At 61.3% G+C, this 21640-nt stretch carries 19 protein-coding genes; 8 read left to right on the top strand and 11 right to left on the bottom strand.

From position 1 onward, the window contains the following. Nucleotides 1–146: 146 nt before the first annotated feature. The 3 genes from IQ16_RS29040 to IQ16_RS29030 all read right to left on the bottom strand — a co-directional run bounded on the left by IQ16_RS29040 (nt 147) and on the right by IQ16_RS29030 (nt 3371). Nucleotides 147–974 (bottom strand): helix-turn-helix domain-containing protein, encoded by an 828-nt coding sequence (locus IQ16_RS29040; RefSeq protein ID WP_018643032.1) that lies wholly within the window; start codon nt 972–974, stop codon nt 147–149. A 122-nt stretch (nt 975–1096) separates the two neighbouring features. Further along, complete coding sequence (locus tag IQ16_RS29035) at nt 1097–2347, bottom strand: ABC transporter substrate-binding protein (RefSeq protein WP_018643031.1); 1251 nt, start codon at nt 2345–2347, stop codon at nt 1097–1099. Between the two features lie 265 nt (nt 2348–2612). Continuing rightward, entirely contained in the window at nt 2613–3371 is a 759-nt protein-coding gene (locus IQ16_RS29030) for an SDR family NAD(P)-dependent oxidoreductase (RefSeq protein ID WP_018643030.1), read from the bottom strand. A gap of 167 nt (nt 3372–3538) precedes the next feature. On the opposite strand from IQ16_RS29030, the gene IQ16_RS29025 reads away from it, so the two are divergent. The 7 genes from IQ16_RS29025 (at nt 3539) to IQ16_RS28995 (ending at nt 10130) form a co-directional block, all read left to right on the top strand. After that, nucleotides 3539–4798, top strand: coding sequence for an extracellular solute-binding protein (locus tag IQ16_RS29025; protein ID WP_026311997.1), 1260 nt, complete (start codon nt 3539–3541; stop codon nt 4796–4798). A gap of 2 nt (nt 4799–4800) precedes the next feature. Next, on the top strand, nt 4801–5742 hold the full coding sequence (locus IQ16_RS29020; protein WP_020607879.1) for a carbohydrate ABC transporter permease: 942 nt from the start codon (nt 4801–4803) through the stop codon (nt 5740–5742). Then, complete coding sequence (locus IQ16_RS29015; RefSeq protein WP_018643027.1) at nt 5735–6583, top strand: carbohydrate ABC transporter permease; 849 nt, start codon at nt 5735–5737, stop codon at nt 6581–6583. Before IQ16_RS29020 ends, IQ16_RS29015 begins: the two co-directional genes overlap by 8 nt. Before the next feature lie 22 nt (nt 6584–6605). Next, nucleotides 6606–7703 (top strand): Gfo/Idh/MocA family protein, encoded by a 1098-nt coding sequence (locus IQ16_RS29010; RefSeq protein WP_026311995.1) that lies wholly within the window; start codon nt 6606–6608, stop codon nt 7701–7703. A gap of 10 nt (nt 7704–7713) precedes the next feature. Beyond that, nucleotides 7714–8358 carry a ThuA domain-containing protein gene (locus tag IQ16_RS29005; protein ID WP_018643025.1) on the top strand — a complete coding sequence of 215 codons (645 nt, stop codon included), beginning with the start codon at nt 7714–7716 and terminating at the stop codon, nt 8356–8358. Next, a complete protein-coding gene (locus IQ16_RS29000) occupies nt 8355–9404 on the top strand; it encodes a LacI family DNA-binding transcriptional regulator (protein ID WP_018643024.1) in 1050 nt (349 codons plus the stop codon). The genes IQ16_RS29005 and IQ16_RS29000 overlap by 4 nt, the downstream gene beginning before the upstream one ends. 285 nt (nt 9405–9689) lie before the next feature. Then, nucleotides 9690–10130 carry a cupin domain-containing protein gene (locus tag IQ16_RS28995; protein WP_018643023.1) on the top strand — a complete coding sequence of 147 codons (441 nt, stop codon included), beginning with the start codon at nt 9690–9692 and terminating at the stop codon, nt 10128–10130. Nucleotides 10131–10248: 118 nt separating this feature from the next. Here IQ16_RS28995 and IQ16_RS28990 read toward each other — a convergent pair whose 3' ends face one another. From IQ16_RS28990 to IQ16_RS28970, 5 genes are all read right to left on the bottom strand, one after another. Then, complete coding sequence (locus IQ16_RS28990) at nt 10249–10476, bottom strand: hypothetical protein (RefSeq protein ID WP_145831892.1); 228 nt, start codon at nt 10474–10476, stop codon at nt 10249–10251. Between the two features lie 70 nt (nt 10477–10546). Then, nucleotides 10547–11140 carry a DsrE family protein gene (locus IQ16_RS28985; protein WP_018643021.1) on the bottom strand — a complete coding sequence of 198 codons (594 nt, stop codon included), beginning with the start codon at nt 11138–11140 and terminating at the stop codon, nt 10547–10549. Nucleotides 11141–11176: 36 nt separating this feature from the next. Next, nucleotides 11177–11797, bottom strand: a complete 621-nt coding sequence (locus IQ16_RS28980; RefSeq protein WP_018643020.1) for a hypothetical protein — start codon at nt 11795–11797, stop codon at nt 11177–11179. Further along, a complete protein-coding gene (locus IQ16_RS28975; protein WP_018643019.1) occupies nt 11794–12837 on the bottom strand; it encodes a TAXI family TRAP transporter solute-binding subunit in 1044 nt (347 codons plus the stop codon). The genes IQ16_RS28980 and IQ16_RS28975 overlap by 4 nt, the downstream gene beginning before the upstream one ends. A 41-nt stretch (nt 12838–12878) precedes the next feature. Further along, nucleotides 12879–14954 (bottom strand): hypothetical protein, encoded by a 2076-nt coding sequence (locus IQ16_RS28970; RefSeq protein WP_018643018.1) that lies wholly within the window; start codon nt 14952–14954, stop codon nt 12879–12881. Nucleotides 14955–15626: 672 nt separating this feature from the next. Here IQ16_RS28970 and IQ16_RS28965 point away from each other — a divergent pair. Next, a complete protein-coding gene (locus IQ16_RS28965) occupies nt 15627–16001 on the top strand; it encodes a VanZ family protein (RefSeq protein WP_035666488.1) in 375 nt (124 codons plus the stop codon). Nucleotides 16002–16362: 361 nt separating this feature from the next. Here IQ16_RS28965 and galE read toward each other — a convergent pair whose 3' ends face one another. From galE to asnB, 3 genes are all read right to left on the bottom strand, one after another. Then, on the bottom strand, nt 16363–17493 hold the full coding sequence (galE, locus tag IQ16_RS28960; RefSeq protein ID WP_167526358.1) for a UDP-glucose 4-epimerase GalE: 1131 nt from the start codon (nt 17491–17493) through the stop codon (nt 16363–16365). 268 nt (nt 17494–17761) lie between these two features. Continuing rightward, nucleotides 17762–19144: a polysaccharide biosynthesis/export family protein gene (locus IQ16_RS28955; RefSeq protein WP_020607878.1), complete on the bottom strand. Its 1383-nt coding sequence runs from the start codon at nt 19142–19144 to the stop codon at nt 17762–17764. A gap of 539 nt (nt 19145–19683) precedes the next feature. Then, nucleotides 19684–21534: an asparagine synthase (glutamine-hydrolyzing) gene (asnB, locus tag IQ16_RS28950; protein ID WP_026311993.1), complete on the bottom strand. Its 1851-nt coding sequence runs from the start codon at nt 21532–21534 to the stop codon at nt 19684–19686. Nucleotides 21535–21640: the final 106 nt, after the last annotated feature.

Genomic DNA, 21640 nt, shown 5'->3' with positions numbered 1-21640 from the left:
TGCAGGTCGGACAGCCTTGCAGCGGCTGCAGGCCTTGCCATGGACGTGCGCTCCCGTCGGTCGCGATCATCTCGGGATCGCGTTGCCCGCATCCTAGCCGGGCGGGGAGGGCGACGTTTGATCGTGAGTATCTTTTCGTACAGCGGTCAGGCGCGCAAAACCTTGGCGGCGCGGCGATAATCGGTCGGAGCCATCCCCACATTGGCGGCGAAGAAGCGGGTGAAACCGCTCTGCGAGGAGAAACCGAGATCGAAGCCGATGTCGGCGATCGGCGTCTCGCTGGCCACCAGTGCTTCGAGCGCCTGTTCCATGATCAATGTGTTGAGATAGAGGTTCGGCGTGACTCCGGTCTGAACGCGGAACAGCCGGTAGAAGTGCGGCCGCGACAGGCCGGATTCGCGCGCAATGGTGTCGAGCTCGATCTCGGCGCCGGGGCTTTCGGTCATCATCTTGATGCATTTGCGCACGCGAAAATCGGTGACGGCGCCGTTTGCGCGTGGATCGCGCGCGATCTCGGCCTGCTGCCAGCTCTCGTCGTAGCAGATGTCGATCAGCCGCCTTAGTTCGGAATCGAGGCTGGAGAGGGATGGTGCGCCGCACACGAGCGCGGCGGTCCGCCTGATGTGCTTGTCGAGTGCAGGCGTGCGCCTGAACTGGGTGCGGCCGAACCGCAGCCGGTCGGTGCCCGAAGCGTCGGGCGCAAACCATTCGGCATTGACGTAGAGCACGAAGAAGATGGCGCCGCCATCGAGGTCGGTCGGCAGGAAGTTGTGCGGCTCCCAGGGATTGACGGCGACGACGGAGGATTCGGTGAGATCATAGTGTCCGTCGGAGACATCGATGCATGCCGGCATGCCGCCGACATGGAAGATCAGATGACCTTCGCGATGGGCGTGGATATTGAAAGGGCGGTTCAATTGATAAACCGTCGCCCGGCCGAAGCGGCCGTGGAAGACGGCGAGCGCGCGGCTCATGCCTTCCCCTCCCGAATGTTCTTCTTTTCAGCCAGCGTTCAACAAAGGCGCCGAGATTGCAAGAGCGGAGAGCGACCGCGTCAGCGAGTCGCTCCCCGGTTGCGTCCTGCCGATGTGATGCGTCAGTACTTCTTACATTCCGGCACGGTGCGGCTCGGCAGTCCGATCTTCGAGAACACCGCCGGATCATAGCCGAGCGTCTGGTTCACATTCGGGATCACCTTCACCACCTTGCTGAACAGCGCGCCCTTGCCGTCATCGACGACCTCGGTGACGAAGTTGGTGCCGATCGCCTGGCGGTTGGAGTCGAGCTTGATCTTGCCGTTCGGTGCGTCGAGCTCGATCTTCGCCAGCGCTTCCCTGAACTTCGCCTGGTTGTTGGAGAGATCGCCATTGACCTGACGCAGCGCGAGGATCAGGGCCATGGTCGAGCCATAATAGTTGGTGGCCAGCAGCGAGGGGCTCGGGAAGCGCTTGTTGGGCGGGAAGGCGTCCTGATAGGCCTTGACGAACTTTTGCCAGCCCGGATCCTCCCAGGTGTCGGCCTGGCCGCTCGCGGCGATGGTGCCGACGAGGGCATTCTTGGCGTTCCCTTTCGACGACAGGATGGTCTGGTCGATCATGATGGAACCGCCCATCAGATGCGCCTTGCCGCCGGCTTGCTGATACTGGTTGAGGAAGTTGACGGCATCCGCACCGCCAAGGCCGAGATAGATGGCATCGACGTCGTCGGGCAGGGCGGCGATGACCGAGGCGAAGTCCTTGGTGCCGAGCGGCACCCATTGCCTGTTGGTGACCTGTCCGCCGGCGCCGCAGAACTCAAGCACCAGCCCGAACACCTGGGTGTAGATGAAAGAGTAGTCCTCGCCGACGGTCGCGATCTTGCGATACTTCTTCTCGTCATAGGCGTATTTGCCGAGGCCCACCTGCCACTGTGCGCCGTCCATGTTGTAGCGGAAGAAGTTCGGGGCAGGGTCGACATAGGTGGTTTCCTGCGCGCCGGATGCCGCGTTGATGAAGGTCAGCTCGGGGTGGGTCTTCGCGAAGTTCTTCACCGCGATGCCCTCGTCGCCGGAGAGGGGCGACAGAAGGATCTGCACCTTGTCCTGCTCGATCAGCTTACGGACCGCGCGCACCGCGGAGTCCGGTGTCGCATCGGTCGAGGCGACGATGAATTCGAGCTCCTTGTCGCCGATCTTCTTGCCAAGGACATTGAGCGCCGTCTGGTGGCCGCGCATGCCGTCCTCGCCGAGCACCGTGTAGGTGCCTTCGAGGGTCGCGGTCACGCCCACTTTGATCTTTTCCTGGGCGATCGCTGCGCCTGAAAGAAACAGGCTGCTCAGCGCGAGCAGTCCGATACTGCATTTCGACATTGTGCTCCTCCCTGTGTCGTCGATTTGTTGCCGCGCCGAACCGGCGTGACACCCGTGGCTCTCAATGGGCCCGCGGCTTTATGGGGAAGCTAGCCGAAGTCGAATGCGGTGCACGCGTGGACGCCTCGTCCGGCTTGACGGGCAGTCTCATTTTTGAATGCTGCGGCGCAAATGGTCTCGCGGTGCAGCAGGCGAAGGTCAACGCAGCGGGATGGATCCGCGGCTCCCGGTTTGCGTCCAGGTGCAGCGATCGTCCTCAAGGCATTCACACCCAGCCGCCATCGACGATGTAGTGCTGAGCGGTGCAGGCGGAGGCTTCGTCGGAGGCGAGGAAGACGGTGAATTTCGCGACCTCGTCCGGCACCAGCCGGCGCTTCAGGCACTGTCGCTGCTGCAGTTCGATCTCGCCCGCCGGCGTCATCCATTTCTCGAGCTGGCGCTCGGTCATGATCCAGCCCGGCGCGATCGCGTTTACACGGATGTTGTAGGGACCGTAGTCGCGCGCCAGCGAGCGCGTCAGTCCGACCACGCCGGACTTGCTCGCCGTGTACGCGGCCATGCCGCCTTGTCCGGCGATCCACGACACCGAGCCGAAATTGATGATGGCGCCGGCATTCGCCGCCTTCATGTCCGGCAGTACAGCTTGCGCGGCGAAGAACTGATGCTTCAGGTTCACCGCGATGCGGTCATCCCAGTATTCCGGCGTCATGTCCTCGGTCTTGTGACGTTCGTCATGCGCGGCATTGTTGACGAGGATGTTGATCACGCCGTGCGTGTTGCGCGCTTCCGCGACGCCGGCGCGTAGCGCAGCGATATCGGTGAGGTCGACGCGCTGGAAATGTGCATCGAGGCCTTGATCGGACAATTCGCGTGCAAGGCGAAGGCCTTCGTCGGCCTTGATGTCGAAGAACACGACTTTGCTGTTCTGCTGCGCGAACCGCCGCACGATCGCAGCGCCAATTCCCGATGCGCCGCCGGTAACGAGAACGACCTTGCCGGCGAGGTCAGAATAAATGGCTGCCATGGACACATCTCGACTTGCTTGCGGCGGTGCGAAGCGCCGCCCGTTTCCCTTGCAAACCTTAGTCATTTCCGTCGTGAGGTTCATAGATCAGAATTTTAGTTGCGTACCTCAAAATTTGAAGGCAGGATTGCAGCCAAAGAATAGAAGAACCTGTTGGGAGGAATGTGATGAGGCTGCTCGGGAAGCTGAGACTCGCCGCTGCCGCATGCCTGTTTGGGGCCAATCTGGCCGCAGCCGACACAACAGTGAAATGGCTCCACATCGAGGCCAATCCCGCCCAGGTGAAGATCTGGGAGGAGGTCGCGCGCAGCTACGAGGCGTCGCATCCGGGCGTCAAGGTCGAGATGCAGTTCCTCGAGAACGAGGCCTACAAGGCCAAGCTGCCGACCATCCTGCAATCCAAGGATCGGCCGAACATCATCTACAGCTGGGCCGGCGGCGTGTTGAAAACGCAGATCGAGGCCGGCGTCCTCGACGACATTACCGATCAGGTCAAGGGTTACAGCGACAGCCTCACGCCAGCCGCGCTCGCCGCCTTCACGAGCGGCGGTCGCGTCTATGGTCTGCCGACCGCGCTCTCGCAGGTCGGCTTCCTCTGCAACAAGGAGCTGATGGCGAAAGCGAAGGTCGAGCCCGGCGCGATCAAGAGCTGGGATGATCTGCTTGCGGCGGTGAAGACACTCAAGGCCGCCGGCGTGACGCCGATCGTGGTCGGCGGTGCCGACAAATGGCCGCTGCATTTCTACTGGACGCATCTTGCAGTGCGCATCGGAGGCAAGCCGGCGTTCGACGCGGCGCTGCGCGGCGAGAATGGCGGCTTCGCCGGTGAGACCTTCCAGAAATCCGGCGAGCTGTTCAAGCAGCTCGTCGATCTCCAGCCGTTCCAGAACGGTTTCCTCGGGTTCAAGAATCCGCAGGCCGTCGGATATTTCGGCGACGGCAAGGCGGCGATGACGCTCGCCATCAGCACCGTCTATCATTTGCAGCGCGCGCTCGCAGCCGACAAGACGGGCCTTTCCGAGGACAAGATCTGCTGGTTCGACTTCCCCGTCGTATCAGGCGGCAAGGGCGCGCCGACGGATACGCTTGGCGGCATCACCGGCTGGCTGATCACGAAGGGCTCGCCGAAGGAGGCGGTCGACTTCCTGAAATACTTCGTCTCCAAAGACGTACAGACGCGGCTGGCCGCGGCCAACTTCATCATCCCGGTGGTGCAAGGCGCGGATGCCGGCCTCAACAATTCCTTCATGAAGCTGATCGCGGCCAATCTGGCGAAGTCGAACTATCACCAGAACTTCTATGACCAGAGCCTTGGTCCCTCGGTCGGTCGCGTCGTCAACGACGTCACCGCCGAGATCGCCGGCGGCAGCATGAGCCCGCAGGATGCTGCGAAAGCGATCGAGGCGGCCTGGAAGCAGGGCAATTGACGGTGGCCCGGCGGATCGCGAGCTCACCTGCGATCGGCGTTGCAGAGGCATCGTTCTCGTCGATCGCGGTCCGCGGTCCGCGCTGGGACGGGCGCTTCACGGTCCTGATCCTGTTCCTGCCGCCGGCACTCCTCTTGTTCACACTCTTCGTGGTGCTGCCGATCGGCGAGGCCGCGTGGTACTCGGCCTTCAACTGGAACGGGTTCGGCAGGCCGACCAACTGGATCGGCCTCGACAATTACCGTTTCGTGCTGGAAACGCGCGCGTTCTGGCTCGCCTTGCGCAACAACGGCCTGATCATCGCAGTCTCGCTCGCGATCCAGCTGCCCCTGGCGCTCGCTCTCGCCCTGATGCTCGCGGAACGCTTTCGTGGTGCGGTGGCGCTACGCATGCTGTTCTTCATGCCCTATATCCTGGCTGAGATCGCGACCGGGCTGATCTTCAGCTTCGTCTACGATGGCGATTACGGCCTCGTCGCCTCGATCTGGCGCACATTCGGCGCCGAGCCGCCCCATCTGCTCGCCTCGACCGACACCGCGATGCTGGCGGTGCTGATCGTGATCGTCTGGAAATATTTCGGCTTTCACATGATGCTGTTCATCGCGGCGCTTCAGGGCCTCGACAAGAGCCTGGTCGAGGCCGCGCGCATCGACGGCGCGACGCGGACGCAGACCCTGCGCCACGTCGTCATTCCCTTGCTCTATCCGACCATTCGGCTGTCCGTGTTCTTCGCCATCATCGGCTCGCTGCAGCTGTTCGATCTCGTCATGCCGCTGACGCGCGGAGGACCTGCGGACTCCTCCAACACGATGGTGAGCTTCCTCTACAACAACGGTATCTCCCGGATGCGGGTCGGCTATGGCAGCGCCATCGGCGTCATTCTGTTCGTGATCTGCGTGACCTTTGCCTTCACCTACAAGCGATGGTTCATGCGCGATGAGTAGGACCGGCATCACCCGCGCGCCGTTCGATCCCGCGGCATTGTTCAAGGCGCTGTTCCTCGCCACCATCGCCGTCTTCGTGCTGGTGCCGCTGCTCGCGACCGTGCTCGGCGGGTTCAAATCGCTCGGGGAACTGCGCGTCAATCCGTTCGGCCTGCCGCAGCACTGGGAGTGGCAGAATTATGCGGACATCCTGTTCTCCGCGCGCTACTGGCAGCTGTTGCGCAATTCGCTGATCATCTCGGCGCTCGCGGTGACATTGACCCTGATCGTGGCCTCGATGGCGGCGTTCGCCTTCGCCCATGTCAGGTTCTACGGCAGCTCGATGCTGCTGAGCTATTTGACGCTCGGCCTGCTGTTTCCCGCCGCGACCGCGGTGCTACCGCTCTTCATCAAGGTGCGCGATCTCGGGCTGCTCGATACCTATTTCGGCGTTGCGCTGCCGCAGGTGGCCTTCAGCCTCGCCATGAGCGTGCTGCTGCTGCGCCGTTTCTTCAAGGACATCCCCTACGAGCTGCTGGAGGCCGCGCTGGTCGACGGCTGCAGCTACATCAAGTTCTTCCGTTACGTGACGTTGCCTTTGTCGAGGCCGATCCTGGCGACCGTCGGCACGATCACCTTCGTCAATAGCTGGAACGCCTATCTGTTGCCACTGGTGATGCTCAACACGGATGCGCTGTATCCTTGGCCGCTCGGGATCATGGTCTATCAGGGAGAGTACTCCTCCGAGTGGCACCTGATCCTGGCCTTCATCACGTTGACCATCCTGCCGACGGTCATTCTCTTCCTTCTGGCGCAGAAGCACATCGTCGCCGGCCTGACCGCGGGCGCGGTCAAGGGATGAACGGCATCTCACGGAGAACATGATGAGAAGAATTGGTATCGGAATCATCGGCTGCGGCAATATCAGTACCGCCTATCTGAAGGCGGCCCAGCGCTTTCCCGTCCTCGAGATCAAGGCGCTTGCCGACATGCGCAGTGACGCCGCGGAGCGCCAGGGCGCGGCCTTCGGGCTTCCGGCGATGCGGGTCGATCAATTGCTGAGGCGTGACGACGTCGAGATCGTCGTCAATCTCACGGTGCCGCTCGCCCATACCGACGTCAGCCTTGCAGTGCTGAACGCCGGCAAGCACGTCCATTCTGAGAAGCCGCTCGGCATCAACGCCACGGAAGCGCGCAAGGTGATGGACCTTGCCGCGCAGAAGAACCTTCGGGTCGGCTGCGCGCCCGACACGTTCCTCGGCGGCGGGCACCAGACCGCGCGCAAGCTGATCGACGACGGCGCGATCGGCACGCCCGTGGCGGGCAGTGCCTTCTTCGGCTGCCCCGGCCACGAGCGCTGGCATCCGGCGCCGGGCTTCTACTATCTTCGCGGCGGTGGGCCGATGCTCGACATGGGTCCCTATTACATCACCGATCTCGTGCAACTGCTCGGCCCGGTTGCGAGCGTAATGGGCACGACGGCGCGTCCGAAAACCGAGCGCCTGGTCACCAGCCAGCCGATGAACGGCACGCTGATCCCCGTTGAGGTTTCAACGCATGTCGCAGGCCTGCTCGAATTCGAAAGCGGCGCGGTTGTCTCGATCGGAATGAGTTTTGACGTGCCCAAGCACCGCCATGCCCCGATCGAGATCTGGGGCGACAAGGGCACCATGCTGGTGCCGGACCCGAACCGCTTCGGGGGCGAGGTGCAACTGGCCAGAACCGGCGGCGAGTGGGAGACGGTGCCGCTCACGCACGGTCACGCCGAGGGCGAGTTCCGTTCCATCGGCGTCGCCGACATGGCCTCCGCGATCCTGGGCAACCGGCCGCATCGCGCCAGCGGCGCGCTTGCCTTCCATGTGCTGGAGGTGATGGAGGCGTTCCAGACCTCTGCCGACGAAGGGAGGCGCGTCAAGATCGAGAGCCGCGTCGAGCGGCCGGCGATGCTGCCGGCCGGACGCGAAACCGGACAGATCGACTGAGGATAGAAGCATGCGCAAGGCAATGATTGTTTGGGGCGGCTGGCCGGGGCACGATCCCGATCTCTGTGCGTCGATGATCCGCGGCTGGTTGAAGGCCGAAGGCTTCGAGGTGCGGATCGAGACCACGACGGCGGCGTTCGCCGATCCCGCGATCCACGATCTGTCGCTGATCATCCCGATCTACACGATGTCGAAGATCGAGAAGGCGGAGGCGCTCAATCTCTGCGCGGCTGTGCGCAGCGGGGTCGGGCTCGCCGGACACCATGGCGGGATGTGCGACGCATTCCGCGATTCGGTCGACTACCAGTTCCTGTGCGGCGGGCAGTGGGTCGCCCATCCCGGCAACATCATCGACTACAAGGTCGACTTGACGAAGCCGGACGACCCCATCATGAAGGGCCTGAAGAGTTTCGAGCATCGTTCCGAGCAGTACTACATGCATGTCGACCCCGCCAACGAGGTGTTGGCGACGACGACCTTCACCGGAGAGCACGCGCCCTGGATCGAGGGCGTGGTGATGCCCGTGGTGTGGAAGAAGCGCTACGGCGCCGGCAGGGTGTTCTATTCCTCGCTCGGCCACCGCGCCTACGAGCTCGACGTGCCCGAGATCCGGACGCTGATGACCCGCGGCATGTTGTGGGCAGCGCGCGAATGACAGCCGGCGCGGCCCAGCAGGTCGTTCGCGCCACGCTCGAGGATGTCGCGCGGGCGGCCGGCGTTTCGCTCGCCACCGTGGACCGCGTCGTCAACCGGCGCGAGGGCGTGCGCGCCAAGACGGTCGCGCGTGTCGAGGCTGCGGTGGCGAAACTCGGCTATCGCGCCGACGTCGCCGCGGCGCGGCTCGCGCGCGGGCAGAGTTTCCGCTTCGCCTTCGTGCTGCCGAGCGGCAGCAACAGCTTCATGACCAATCTGACCGAGCAGGTCCAGCGCACGGCGGAGTGGCTCGCCGGACAGCGCGGCTTCATCGACATCCTCCATGTCGACGTGTTCGATCCGGACGTGCTCGCCGGCGCGCTGGAGACTCTGTCGCCGGCCTATCAGGGGGTGGCTGTCATCGCGCTCGACCATCCCCGGGTGCGCGCCGCGATCGACGAACTCGCATCGCGCGGGGTCGCCGTCGTGACGCTTGTGTCGGATGCACCGAGCGCGCGCCGTCTCCATTACGTCGGAATAGACAATCCGGCCGCTGGCCGGACCGCCGCAACGCTGATGGGACGTTTCCTCGCCGGCGGCGAGGGGACGGTTGCCGTGATCGCGGGATCGTTGTCGCTGCGCGACCACACCGAGCGGCAATTCGGCTTCCACCAGATCCTGTCCAGCGAATATCCGAACCTGCGCGCGCTGCCGGTCCTCGAGGGCCGCGACGACAGCGACCGCACGCGAAAGCTCACGGCCGCGCTGCTCGCGCGCCATGCCGATCTCCGCGGCATCTATTGCTGCGGGGCCGGGAACCGCGGCATCGCCGATGCGCTCGAAGCCTCGGGCCGCGCACGCGAGGTGGTCTGGATCACCCATGAACTGACCCAGCACACGCGGCGCTTCCTGGTCCGCGGCACGCTCGATGCGATCATCAACCAGGATCCGGGCCACGAAGCGCGTTCCGCGGCGCGCGTCCTGCTCGCGCATTGCTCGGGCGAGCCCATCAGCCCGGACCAGGAGCGCATCCGCATCGACATTTTTCTGCGCGACAATCTGCCGTAACGAGAGATGCAGCAGATCAGCTGGCAAGCACCGTCCTTGAGATAGCGGTGGAAGCCACGCGATGCGTGGTGTCGAAGCACGCATCTTGCCAGCTCCATCCGGGCGAGTCGCGGAGCTGTCGATCGCTCAGAAGCAGCACAAAACACCGTCCGCGAATCTACCGGGCCGAGGTACCTCGTAATGGTGCGCGACGAAGCGGGGAGTGCGACAAGGCGACATCTTCACGGGCTTCAATTGAGGCCTGAATATGTTGAGAAGGAGCCAAATATACATCAAACAATGCGGATGGTGCAGATGCGCGACCTTGTTGAAGCGGCATATTGCGACACGGTTGAACTCACGCCGTCACCCATCGAGCCGTCGTGGATCATCGAAGGTCGCCCGGAAGCTCGTTCGCACCTTCTGTCGAAGAGCGCGTTCAAGACCTGGTGGACGATGATTTGGTCCTGCACCGAAGGCAAGTTCAACTGGCATTACGATTTCGACGAGACCGTCGTGATCCTCGAAGGATCAATCATGCTCGAGGTCGATGGTGGAGCGCCGACGCGTTATGGTGCCGGCGACGTGATCTTGTTCCGCACCGGCTCGCATGCCAAGTGGCACGTCAAGGAGCGTGTGAAGAAGGTCGCCTTTTGCCGGCGGCCTCCGCTGGGCTTCGCCATCCGTGCTGCCAGGATGCTCAAGTCATTGATGCCCGGCCAACCTGCGGCGCCGCGACTTACTTGACGGGATGCAAGGCAATTGCCGGAAATGAAATGGAAGGAACGTCGCTCAACGCAAGCTCCATTACATTGGAACGACCTTAGAGCAGGCCTGCGTTTCTGGCCCGACGTCAGCCCATCCATCAATCCGATTTCATCGGATCGACGTCGTCGTCAATCGCCGCCACGTAGTTCACGTGCAGAGTGATTGGAACTTTCGCTCCGTCCAGGACCAGACGGAGGCTTTTCGGATAAAATCCGCCGCCAACGACGCGTCCGGTCTTTCCAGCCAAGCGAGCGCCGGCTTCGGGCTTTACCTGAACGCGTGAACCCGGCGGAAACCCGAGATTGGTGTAGGCTGGTCCCGCCATGGCCTTCTCAGCAAATGAGATGCTCTTAGACGCGGCGATGGCGGCCGACGTCACTGCCGCTACTTACCTGTCACGGCTTGACGTAGGTCCAGCCCTTCTCCTGCAATTCCATGACGCGCACGACGCCCGATTTCACGATCTCCGCCTGACGCATAATCGGTATGTCCTTGTTCTCGGCCTTCTTCATTTTCTCCTGGGTGTTGCCGCAGGCCTTGAACGAAACCTCAGGCGTGCTCAGGGCCATTTCCTCGATGCGCGCTCTTACCGGCGACGTGTCGTCACGCAGCATGTGTAGCCCGGGCCCAAATGTGACGACCTCGATCTTCACCTTCTCGCCGGCGTCCTTGTAGTATTGCGCCACGTTCATCGCGTTGTTGAGCGCGAGATTCATCGCCGGGGCGTCATTGGTATTTACCTGCAGGATCAAATGATGCTCTCTTTCCTTCGGCGCCGCCGAATTCTTCATATGGGCAAACGCGTCCTGCTTTCGCTTTGCCGGCTTCGCCACGTGTTGTCTCGCGTGCGCCGCCCTATGCTGGACTTGTTGCCCGTCTGCCGGCGTCCAGTATCTTCCGCCTTGCTCGGCGGCCGCAAACGATGCAGAAGCCAGAACTGTAATCGCCGCCATCGCGAACACCTTGGCAGTATGTTGGAACGTCATCATTATCCGCCTCCATCGAGAAGATCGTTTTGCATGTCATCAATGACTCGGTGTCGCGAGCGCGCGCGGCCATTTGCATGCCGCTGCTATCTTCGCACGCGCTTCGTCCAACCCAGCGAGGGAGAACGATCCGTCATGGGCGGCGCCGCCCCGTCGCGAGAACAGGACAATGAGGTCCCCGCTGTCTGGAAGCGACTGCACCAAGCGAATAATTTCCCCCGTAAACGCAACGCCGGGCCCGAAGGCCGGGACGGCTGCCCCGATTTGCATCGCCGGGTTATCATTGATGCGGTAAAAAATTGCATCGTCACCGCCCCCACGGGAGATGCCTGGTCCCGTGAGCACCAATTCGGTCCGCCCGTTGCGGCAGCGAATCGACAATTGCATCGCGGACTCGCCGGCTCCGCTGCGTGAGGATGTCGTGGCAGTCGCGATCGGAGAGTAGTCTATCGGCGAGGTCGTCTGGCTGACGACCCAGCCGTCTTCGGGGGATTGACGATGCTGAGGCGCCACGGTGCGAGTCAGTTTGTCCAGACATTCGAGGCGCTCGGCGTGTTGCCTCTGAAGGCAGGAGCGCAGTTGCCCCATCGAATCCTGCGCCGACGCTACGCCGCCTGTAGCCGCGAGCGCCAAGAGAAGCAGGGTCGCGGCCCAGTTCATTGTGATGCTTGTGTTGCGCGGTGCTGACGATCCAGCCACGCCTGCGCCGCAGGGACGCGGGTGAGACCCGGAACCGTTGCAGCAAGATTGATGGATTTCCATTTCGGGTCGAAACCGGGCGCCTGCAGTCTGTCGATCCGGGAGAACAGGTGGTCGATGAAACGTGAGACGCGTTCGGAGCGGTTTGACTTGATCGGCCAATTGAAGGCGACCAGTGCGGTCGGCACGGCGATCGTCGAAACCCGTTCGCCCGGCTTGATCAGATTGGGATAGTCGGCTTCGCCGAGGGAGGCGGGGAGATAGTAGTCCTCGAACCTGCCGTCATAGGGGAGGGACAGGAACTTGAAACCCGGCTCCCAACGGCCCCGCACGAAGGCATCCACCGGCTTCGATGTAATGAAGACAACCGCTGCAATCTCGCCCTTGCGCATCTGCTCGAGCGCGATCTGGTGCGGGATGAACGTCTTTTCCACCTCGAGCTTGAGGCGGCTGAAGATCAGCGGGCCCGAATAGGCCGCAGCGGTGCCTTGCGTATTGAAGTTGACCTTCTTGCCGGAAAGATCGCTCAAGCTCTGGATCTCCGGTCGAACGAAGATATGCAGCTCGGACGGGAACAGATTCAGGACATATGCAATTCGTCGCTGGATGTCCGGCACCTGGCTTTTGTATTCCTCGAGCGCGTCGGAATTGATGATTGCCGCATCGATGCCGCGTAGATAGAGCAGGGAATTCACGTTTTCAGTGGCTCCGCGAGTGACGACCGGCAGAACGTGTAGGTTATCCCCGTCGTCGACCACACGCGCGATCTCCGCCGCCAGCCGTATCGGTGCGCCCTCGAGCAGGCCTCCGGCCAGGCCAACAGTCCAGGCGTTCATGGAGAGCACCTCAGGTCTTGGCTGCGAAGGCGCGGGGCGAACCGGCCGAGCATTGTGGGACTGTGAATTCAACGGCCGCGCATCCGCCCAGGGCTGAACGGCCATGAGCGATGATGCGAACGCCGCAAACAAGGCCAACCGGCGGAATCCTATGAACCCTTTCATCGACGAACTCCTTTACGCACGCTGCATCCGCTTTGGGCTTTTTATCGGCGCAACGCTTCGTATCGCGCTTTTGCTTCCTTGATACCCCCGGCTTCGGCTCGCGCATAAAGATCTCGCGCTTTAGTGGAATCCCCTTGCGTTCCGTACGTTCCGAAATTCGGCAGGATCAGCGGATCGTAGGTTTCCGCGAGCGCGAAGCTTGCTTTCGCGCTCCCCATCTCAGCGGCGCGCTCCAGCACGATCCGGGCCGAGCCGATGTCTCCCTGTTCAAGTAGTGCGCTCGCGCGCGCGACCAATTTCTCCGCCTGCGCGCTGTTGTTAGACTGGACCTCAGCATCGCCCTTGCTGCGCGCCGATAAGGCTTTGTCTTGGACTGGTCTGTCTCCGACCGATTTCTGTTGGATGGGCTTGTCGTGGACGAGTCCATCTTGCGTAGGCCGGTTTTGGATTGGCCGGGCCGGCGCCGACGGTGGCTCCTCGCGCGCGGCCTTGCCGGTGGTAGCCGGCGGAGCCGCAGCGGAGAGAGTTTTCGCCGCAAGCGCGCTGTTATCCCGACGCGCCAATGTCAGATCCCTTTCCAACCCCTCGGCGCGCTCGCGCTCACGCTGCAACAGGCTCCGCAGCTCGGCCGATTCGCGCTCTCCGGCCTGCTTGATCCGTGCCACGTCCTCGCTCGCCTTGGACGCCCGTTCGGTCTGCGCGTCGAGCTCGCGGCTTGCTTTCGCCAAGTCCCGGGCCAGCTGTTCAGCCCGCTCGCGCTCCCGCCGCTGCGACTGCTCCAGCGAGGCCGTATTGCTCGCTGCCGTCTGTTTGAGCTGTGCCGCTTCCTCGCTGGCTTTGGCCGCTTGAGCTTCGTATGCGTAGACCTTGCTGCGAGCGATCGAGAGATCCTGCGCCAGTGCATCGGCTCTCTCTTGCTCCTTCTGGATCGATCGCTTCTGCTCTGCGGCCTCGGTTTTTGCCGCTCGCGTAAGTCTGGCGACCTCGTCACTCGCCCTTGCGGCCAGCGTCGTCTGCTCATCGACATCTCGGCGCGCAGCCACCAGCGCTTGCTCCAGCTGCCCGGCCCGATCCCGCTCTTGCTGCAGGGAATTCTGCAGCTCCGCCGTGCCGTTCCCTTCTGGCGCTCTCAGCAAGGACGAGCCGTCGCTGGCTCTCGCCGACGGTGCGGTTTGCGCCTGGTATGCATAAATCGCGCTCAGCGACAGGGAGATAACCTGCGCGAGCGGGGCGGACGTTTCGCGCTCCTTCTGCATCGATTGCGTTAAGTCCGCGGCACTGGCCTCCGCCGCCCGACTTCGCTGCGAGATTTCCTCGTTTGCCGTTGCCAGCAACGCAGCCTGGGTCTCGACGTGTTGCTGCGCGGCTGCGAGACTCTGCTCCAATCGCGTTGTTTGCTCGCGCTCATGTTGCAGGGCATTCCGCAGCTCTGCGGCTTCGCGCTCTCCGGCTTGTTTCAGCCGGGACGTTTCCTCACCTGCTTTCGTCGCCAACGCACCCTGGGTTTCGACATTGCGCCGCGCGGCTGCGAGATCCTGCTCCAGCCGGGCCGACCGCTCGCGCTCCTCCTGCAGGAATGCCTGCAGCTCAGCCGCGCCACTCTCGCCCGCTTGATTCGGCCGGGAAGCTTGCTTCAGTTGGGAGCTTTCCTCCAGGGCCTTCGCTGCCAACGCCTTTTGCGCTTCGATCTCGCGCCGCGCATCGTCAAGGCTCTGCACCAGCCACTCGGCCCGATCGTGCTCCCGCTCGAGATGTTGCAGCAGCTCTATGTCGCGCCTTGCAAAGGCAAGTTCGCATGACAGGGACTCTGGCCAGTCGCGTTGCTGTTTAGGGGGCTGCTGCAGGGCCCCTGTGTCGCTAATCGTCGCTTGCGCAACCTGTATCGATTTGTCACTGCCGCCCCGGCCCGGCAGCAACCTCTTGAACTCGTCAGAACCGAGATCGTGGAAAGTCGTTGCCAGTTGCTCGTCTGCGCGGTGCCGCGCCTGATCCCGGGAAGCCTCCGTTTCCGACGCCCATGTCATAGCGAGCATGACCGCTGCCATCCACAGGTGCGCGCATCGTCCCCGCGTGAGGGAGTTCTTCATTTCCTCGTTGAGCACGACCGTGCGAGCCATCTGCAATCACCTGTCACGCGGCGATACGACATCTCTCAGATGCCTTCAGACGCCTCATTATGCCCTTCATCTTTACGCGAATCATATAGCCCGCATGGAGGACCCTCTCTCACCACTTTTGGGTTAGGGTACGGATTGTGCTCGAGCCGTGAACAATGAGATGGCCTCAGCGGGCTGGATCCTAGGGCCGTCCAGCCCCCGCGGCTGCGAGTAGCGCCTTCACGGATCGCCATCGCATTGTCCTCAATCCTGAGGAAAGCAGAAGCTATTGTTGCTAACAAACAGCGATTAACAACTGCCATGGATGGGTACTCCCAGTGCGGATGCACCTATATCAACCGCTATTTGAAATTGTATGTCGAGCGTGATGTTTCGCACCTAATCGGCCATGTGCTGATCCAGAGCAAACGCGCAAGCCCGGATCGCCGAGCCGTTGCAGAAGGCAAGTTCCGGATTTTGGTTCAGTGTCCCATCCTTTTGGAGTACTCTCCTTTCGTCCACGCACGTCAGGAATCCTGCACTCATGTGTCGAGAGCAGGTGGTAATCATGGACCTGGCGTTCTACCGCTCAGGGGTGCCGGTTGCGCCGAGTGGAGGGAGCATGTTCTTGAAATCGAGTCTCAGAAATGAAGAGCGCCGGCAGGCGCTGCCAATCGAGGCCCTTTAGTGGTTATTACCGCTCTTCTTCGGCTTGTCGCGTGGCTGCTCGCAGCCGCCGTCACTTTCGCAACGCTTGGACCTCCGGACGCTCGGCCTCGCCCCTTTCTCGGACAGCAAGGCGATCACGCGCTCGCCTTCGTTCTGGTCGGGATTGCCTTCGGCCTTGCCTATCCGCAGCGGCGTTGGACTGCTTCAGCGCTCGCCGTTGCCCTGATCGGCCTCCTTGAGATCATGCAACTATGGGTACCGGGACGGCACGCGAGGTTTGAGGATTTTATGGTCGATGCGCTTTCGACCTGCGCCGGCTTCGCGCTTTCCGCAGCGGCCAGCTGGATGATGGCGCAATTGGTCCACGATCCCGACGTGGTGACGCGCCAGCGTCCTTAGTGGGCACACTGATCTGGCTTGCAGCGGAAGATGCGCGAGTTGACCACGAGACGGAGCGCACCATCAATCGAGCTCAGTGCATTGGTGCACGGGCAGCCCGCCGCCGCTTGTGTCGTTGCCGCGGATCGTCAAACTTGAGCTCGGCGACCAGTCGCCAAAGCTGAACCTCGTGGCCATCCGCCAACCGCCCGGCCCGCTCGGTTGCGGACGCGTCGTCCGGGCAGTGAAGGTTGACCACGCTCCCCAATTGGCCGTGTTCGTCCAAAACAAATGCACGATAGTGTGGCATCGCAAATCCCCACGCGACCGCATCTTACCTGCCGCCTCGCTCTCCGGTTTGGAGATTATGGAGCATTGCGAGCTACCTCTGATGGGCGGTGTGCTCGCCCCGAATCCGCTCGGCGTCGCCCGTTCGAATAGCTGAGGCGCACGCGCTCATCCGTGACGGTGGAAATGCCTGGACAGCTCCGGTCTTTGAAAGTGCGCTACCATGGTAACCGTCGGGGTTCTGCAATTGCCAACGCCAATGGTCCGCACACATCTGCTCCAACGATCGGGTCGACTTCCAGCCCAAAGCCTCCATCGCAAAGGTCGGGTCGGCATAGCAGGCGGCGACATCGCCAGCCCGACGCTCCTTGATTTCATAGGGAACTGAACGCCCGCTCGCTGCTTCAAATGTACGAACGATGTCCAGAACGCTGCTGCCGTTCCCCGTGCCAAGATTGACCGTGAGCACACCAGGCTGTCTCAGGTTGCGCAAGGCGCTCAAATGCCCGGATGCGAGATCGACCACATGAATGAAGTCGCGGACTCCGGTGCCATCAGGCGTGTCATAGTCGTTTCCCCAGATCTGCAGCTTCTCCCTCCGTCCAATCGCCACCTGCGCCACAAACGGGAGCAGGTTGTCGGGAAGGCCCAGCGGGTCTTCTCCGACCAGCCCGCTTTCGTGTGCGCCGACCGGATTGAAGTAGCGCAGATTGGCGATCCGCCAATCGTCGTCGGACCTGCAGAGATCCTTCAGCATCTCTTCGATAACGAGCTTTGTGCGGCCATACGGATTGGTCGGACAGAGGGGATGCTTCTCGTCGAGCGGCAAGTATTTAGGTATTCCGTAAACGGTCGCGGACGAACTGAAGACGAGCGTCTTTACATTCGCCCTCTTCATTGCCGACACCAGCCGCATCGTTCCCAAAACGTTGTTCTCGTAATAGCTCAGGGGCCGTACGTTGGAATCGCCGACGGCCTTCAATCCTGCAAGGTGAATGACCGCGGTCACTCCGCAGGAACGAAGTATGGCGTGAATCGCCTCTTCATGGCGGATATCTGCGTGCCGAAAGACGAGCGAACGCCCACAAATGGACTGCACCCGCTCGAGCGAAGTCTGGTTGCTGTTGGAGAGATTGTCGAGCACGACGACGTCGAACCCGGCGTCCAGCAATGCGATACAGACGTGGGACCCGATGTAGCCGGTACCTCCAGTCACCAAGATCATCTCGGACAGTTTCCGCATTCGCTCAACTGGCCTCCGTGCATGCGGCACCACATTAATCGGAAGTCTCGTCCACGGGGCGTGGAGATTCTGGGCCTTATGAGCTACCCCTAATGGACTGCATCCGGGCGGTGCAGCCGGGGGCGGACCATCGAGCGCTCATGACCGTTGCATCATCCATTTACAGGCGTCGCGGATGAGGTTTGGATCCGCCAACGTAGGATAGCGTCGCAAAATGCTATCTCCCGCTAGGGAATTGCGACGGCTGTTGTTACCTCTGCCCGATGCGTACCGAATCGCCAGAGCTCTCATCGGTTCGGCTTGTCCCTGATGGAATGTCTGAACTGCCTATCCTTCGGGGAGGGACGGCAGGACCATCCTGGTATCGGAGAGTGACCTCGACGGCGTCACCCGGCTGCAGCTCGGTATCCTCGCTTGCGATGATCCGTTCCTGTCCCTTATCGCCCTTCCTGATGATGGCGATCTCCGCGTGGTTGCCGGTTCCTCGCACGAGTTGTGATCGAACCATCGCGGTGTACTGAAGTTTCTCGCCGACGCTCTGCAGCCTCTCGCGAATTTGATTGAGCTTCACGCTGGTATCTTGCAGCTCGCGGAGCAGGTCGAGCCTCCGCTGGTCGTCTAGCTTTGCCAGCTTCCTGACGAACTCGTCCTGCTGCTTCTTGACCTGCAGCAGTTGCGCAGAGGTTTGCAGCTTCCGGGTCGATGACAGCAGCACGGCGCGACGCGCATCCGTAACGCGAGGGCTGATCAAGGAACCCTTGCCGAAGAGCTCGGTCGTTTTCTGCAGGTCGTCAAGATCTGCGTGAAGTCCCTCTTCATCCTTCTTCTGCTGCTCTGACAGCACGCGGACCTCGTCGTCTCCCTGTCTAATGCCGCGCTGAAGGTACGTCTTTTCCTGCTGATAATCGCTCTGCTTGGTCTTCAGATATTCCGTTTCTGCATTAACGATGTCCGAAATCGCCGATCGAGCTAAGGGTGCGTCCATCAGAGCGCCTGAACTGATCTGGGTTGCCTCTCCAAGTTCGGTCTTGATGCGCCACATACGCGCTTGTTCTTTGGCCAGCTCTGTCCAAAGCGAACCATACTCGCCTCTCAGGTCTGCTGCCTCGAGATACGGGTTGCTCATTTTGACGCGCATGATGTCGTAGCCGCCTGCCACGGCGACGAGCTGACGTGCGGTGATAGACGGACGATAAGGGTACTCACCCGGCTTCGATACATCCCCATTTACGTATATGGGCTTGTATTCCGCGATGATCGTCGTGACCTCGCTTGCGTCGATCACGACGACCGTCTCACGTCCATCGGACGTCCGCTGTCGAAATACCTTGCGCGCAAGTGCAGCCCCGATTTTGGCTCGGATCTGTGGTAAGGGCAGGCCGGCCACTGGAAGCGTTCCAACCAGAGGCAACGAAATATTCCCGTCCATTTGAACGGGAGCACGATGCCGCAGCTCCGGCACGCCCGCCACCGCAACCTCCAGCACATCTCCGATGTTTACCAGATATTCTGCCTTCGCTTGAGTGACGGAAATTGTCAGGCCAACAGCCACCAAGGCCCATTTGATGCAACGACCCAGGTCGCTGCCATCGACGTCGACATGGAAGCTATTGCGCAGTCTGGAGTTCGGCATGGCGTCATTCCCTGTACGAACGTGGTCACCGAATTTGTTCGCGGACAACCGTCCGAGTAGCCTCCCGACAGGCGATCCGCAAAATGACGTTCCGTTCTCTCATTGACGCCGAACCACTCGGTGCCTTCTTCCGCTCAGTTCGATTGATCGGTTCTCTATCATACTCATCGAACCCATTGGGACGGGCGCTTCCATTGCTGCCCGAATCTAATCCCGCGCGGTCGCGGCTCAATCGACCATCGTAGTTACCCACTTATTGCCCGTTTTGCCGGCCTCCGCCAAACTTCCGGCACATCCGGTCGATGGCGGCACGGCGATTGCGGGCCGTTGGAAGGGGCAGATTGGCCGCTCTATTACTATTGGCGGCAGGTGCCGAGTTCCTACTCGTAGCCGGTGCGGACTATGGGCGCGCAGTTGACGATCGTTGAAGAACAGTACGGCCATCGCGGATGAACGTCTTCACCGCCGATGATCACGCCGGCGCCAGGATCCGCCGAGCGCAGGCACCGCTGGTGAACACGCTCCAACCGAGCTGCAAGCTATTCTGGTACGGAAGCACGATACTCACGGCGCCACATCTCGACCATCATGAGCTGAAATAAGCGGCGACTTCCGCGCTCTGTCGACCGAAGTCTTGACAGGAGGCGCGTCAAAAATCGTTTTTCAAAAAGTGGCGAACCGGTCGCGATGAGATCGTCCACGAGCGGCCTCCAAGGCCCCTGGAACCATTCATGCAGAGGGATCGAGAAACCCTGCTTTCGGTGACTATCAAAGTCGGGAGGTAGCCAACGCTGTGCAAGAGCACGCAAAATGATCTTTCTTCGAGCATCCTGGACTTTGAATCTTCCGGGCAATCGCCCAAAAGCAAACTCGACGATTCGATGATCCAGGAGCGGCGCGCGCACCTCCAGGGATGTGAGCATGCTGGCCCGATCGACTTTGACGAGAATGTCATCCGGTAAGTAGGTGCGAAACTCGGCGGCACAAATCGCATCTATGCCACCGCAGACTGTTTCCAATCCAGCGCGGCGAAGTTCCGGGGTAGCCGACATCGGCCGGCCGGTCAGTCGCGACCTCGTAATCGGATCAAGTAGTCGCGTCAGCGCTGTTTGTGGCCCATTGCAGCTGAGTAGCCCCATGATCGCATTGCGTCCTTCGATTCCCAACGGTATCGATCTTGCGGCGAGTGCTTCCAATCCGAGTCGATGCAGACCAAACTTCCGTAGTTGCGCGATCTTCAGAAGCCAAGGATGATGAATGTAGCCACCGAAGAGTTCATCGCCGCCATCGCCTCCTAGGGCGACAGCGCATTCCTTTCGAATTGCGCGACTCACCAGATAGGTGGGAAGCAACGAGTTGTCAGCGATAGGCTCGTCATATTGACGAATGAGTGAAGGCAGGAACTCGCCCGAGCCCGGCTCAGCGACGAGTTCAGTATGGTTTGAACCGAGATAATCAGCGACCCGACGCGCGTGGCGCGACTCGTCGAAGCTCGGATAGCCTGGAAAGGCGACGTTGAAAGTGCGAACAGCCCGCCCCGAACTCCTGACGGCCGCGGCAGCCACGAGGCTCGAATCAAGACCACCGCTCAGCATGATGCCAATCGGCACATCAGCGATGAGCTGGCAGCGCACGCTCTGCGTCAGCAGGACTTCGAGATCGCTCGTGAGCTCTTGCAGATCGCTCTGCGCGGTGTTGGTGGCACGTATCGGTAGGTCCCAATATCTGCTGATCTGCAGTCGATCCAGATCGGGTTCGTAAGTCAGCCAATGCCCCGGCGGTAGTTTTGCGAATCCGTCGAAGATGCAAAGTGACCCGGAAACGTAACCATACGCCAAGTAATCGTCGAGCGCTTCGCGATTGATGCTCCGTGGGATGTTCGGATCAACGAGAATGGCTTTCAGTTCGGACGCGAAAGCGAACCGGCCATTCTTGTGCAAATAGAATAAAGGCTTTTCGCCGGCCCGATCGCGAGTAACGAACAGGCGTCGTTTGGCGCCGTCCCAGATCGCGAGCGCGAACATTCCGACCAAACGATCGAGACACGCGGGGCCCCACGTTCGATACGCGGTGATCACGACCTCGGTATCGCTTGTGCTGCGAAAACTATTGCCGCGCGCCTGAAGTTCGGCTCGAACTTCCTGAAAATTGTAAATCTCACCATTAAAGACAATTGTTATCTGGCCATCGTCCGAGCTCATTGGCTGATGACCGAGAGGGCTGAGATCGATTATGGCTAAGCGCCGATGACCTAAGCCTACCCGCCGATCAGGACTGAGCCAGGTACCAGCGTCGTCTGGGCCGCGGTGTGCGAGTGCATCGCACATGCTTTGCAGCAATTGAAAGCTAACCGGCTTCTTGGCCTCGATTATTCCGGCAATTCCGCACATGCTTGCCCGATCATTTTTCTATGCGAAAAGAATGATACGCGAAACATTGCAAGTTCCAGAGCAGGTTACAAAGGAGGGGCGCTCTTCGTCAAATCTCCAGGGGTTA

It is taken from the genome of Bradyrhizobium huanghuaihaiense (assembly GCF_007830635.1).
In the GTDB taxonomy this organism is placed as follows: domain Bacteria; phylum Pseudomonadota; class Alphaproteobacteria; order Rhizobiales; family Xanthobacteraceae; genus Bradyrhizobium; species Bradyrhizobium huanghuaihaiense.
Note: the sequence above shows the minus strand (reverse complement) of the source record. Positions and strands in the feature narration are given on the sequence as shown.

What these genes read in the sequence shown, in the direction of transcription:
- IQ16_RS29040 (WP_018643032.1), bottom strand. Translation starts at nt 974, where the DNA reads ATGAGCCGCGCGCTCGCCGTCTTCCACGGCCGCTTCGGCCGGGCGACG.
- IQ16_RS29035 (WP_018643031.1), bottom strand. Translation starts at nt 2,347, where the DNA reads ATGTCGAAATGCAGTATCGGACTGCTCGCGCTGAGCAGCCTGTTTCTT.
- IQ16_RS29030 (WP_018643030.1), bottom strand. Translation starts at nt 3,371, where the DNA reads ATGGCAGCCATTTATTCTGACCTCGCCGGCAAGGTCGTTCTCGTTACC.
- IQ16_RS29025 (WP_026311997.1), top strand. Translation starts at nt 3,539, where the DNA reads ATGAGGCTGCTCGGGAAGCTGAGACTCGCCGCTGCCGCATGCCTGTTT.
- IQ16_RS29015 (WP_018643027.1), top strand. Translation starts at nt 5,735, where the DNA reads ATGAGTAGGACCGGCATCACCCGCGCGCCGTTCGATCCCGCGGCATTG.
- IQ16_RS29010 (WP_026311995.1), top strand. Translation starts at nt 6,606, where the DNA reads ATGAGAAGAATTGGTATCGGAATCATCGGCTGCGGCAATATCAGTACC.
- IQ16_RS29005 (WP_018643025.1), top strand. Translation starts at nt 7,714, where the DNA reads ATGCGCAAGGCAATGATTGTTTGGGGCGGCTGGCCGGGGCACGATCCC.
- IQ16_RS29000 (WP_018643024.1), top strand. Translation starts at nt 8,355, where the DNA reads ATGACAGCCGGCGCGGCCCAGCAGGTCGTTCGCGCCACGCTCGAGGAT.
- IQ16_RS28995 (WP_018643023.1), top strand. Translation starts at nt 9,690, where the DNA reads ATGGTGCAGATGCGCGACCTTGTTGAAGCGGCATATTGCGACACGGTT.
- IQ16_RS28990 (WP_145831892.1), bottom strand. Translation starts at nt 10,476, where the DNA reads ATGGCGGGACCAGCCTACACCAATCTCGGGTTTCCGCCGGGTTCACGC.
- IQ16_RS28985 (WP_018643021.1), bottom strand. Translation starts at nt 11,140, where the DNA reads ATGATGACGTTCCAACATACTGCCAAGGTGTTCGCGATGGCGGCGATT.
- IQ16_RS28980 (WP_018643020.1), bottom strand. Translation starts at nt 11,797, where the DNA reads ATGAACTGGGCCGCGACCCTGCTTCTCTTGGCGCTCGCGGCTACAGGC.
- IQ16_RS28975 (WP_018643019.1), bottom strand. Translation starts at nt 12,837, where the DNA reads ATGAAAGGGTTCATAGGATTCCGCCGGTTGGCCTTGTTTGCGGCGTTC.
- IQ16_RS28970 (WP_018643018.1), bottom strand. Translation starts at nt 14,954, where the DNA reads ATGGCTCGCACGGTCGTGCTCAACGAGGAAATGAAGAACTCCCTCACG.
- galE (WP_167526358.1), bottom strand. Translation starts at nt 17,493, where the DNA reads ATGATCTTGGTGACTGGAGGTACCGGCTACATCGGGTCCCACGTCTGT.
- IQ16_RS28955 (WP_020607878.1), bottom strand. Translation starts at nt 19,144, where the DNA reads ATGCCGAACTCCAGACTGCGCAATAGCTTCCATGTCGACGTCGATGGC.
- asnB (WP_026311993.1), bottom strand. Translation starts at nt 21,534, where the DNA reads ATGTGCGGAATTGCCGGAATAATCGAGGCCAAGAAGCCGGTTAGCTTT.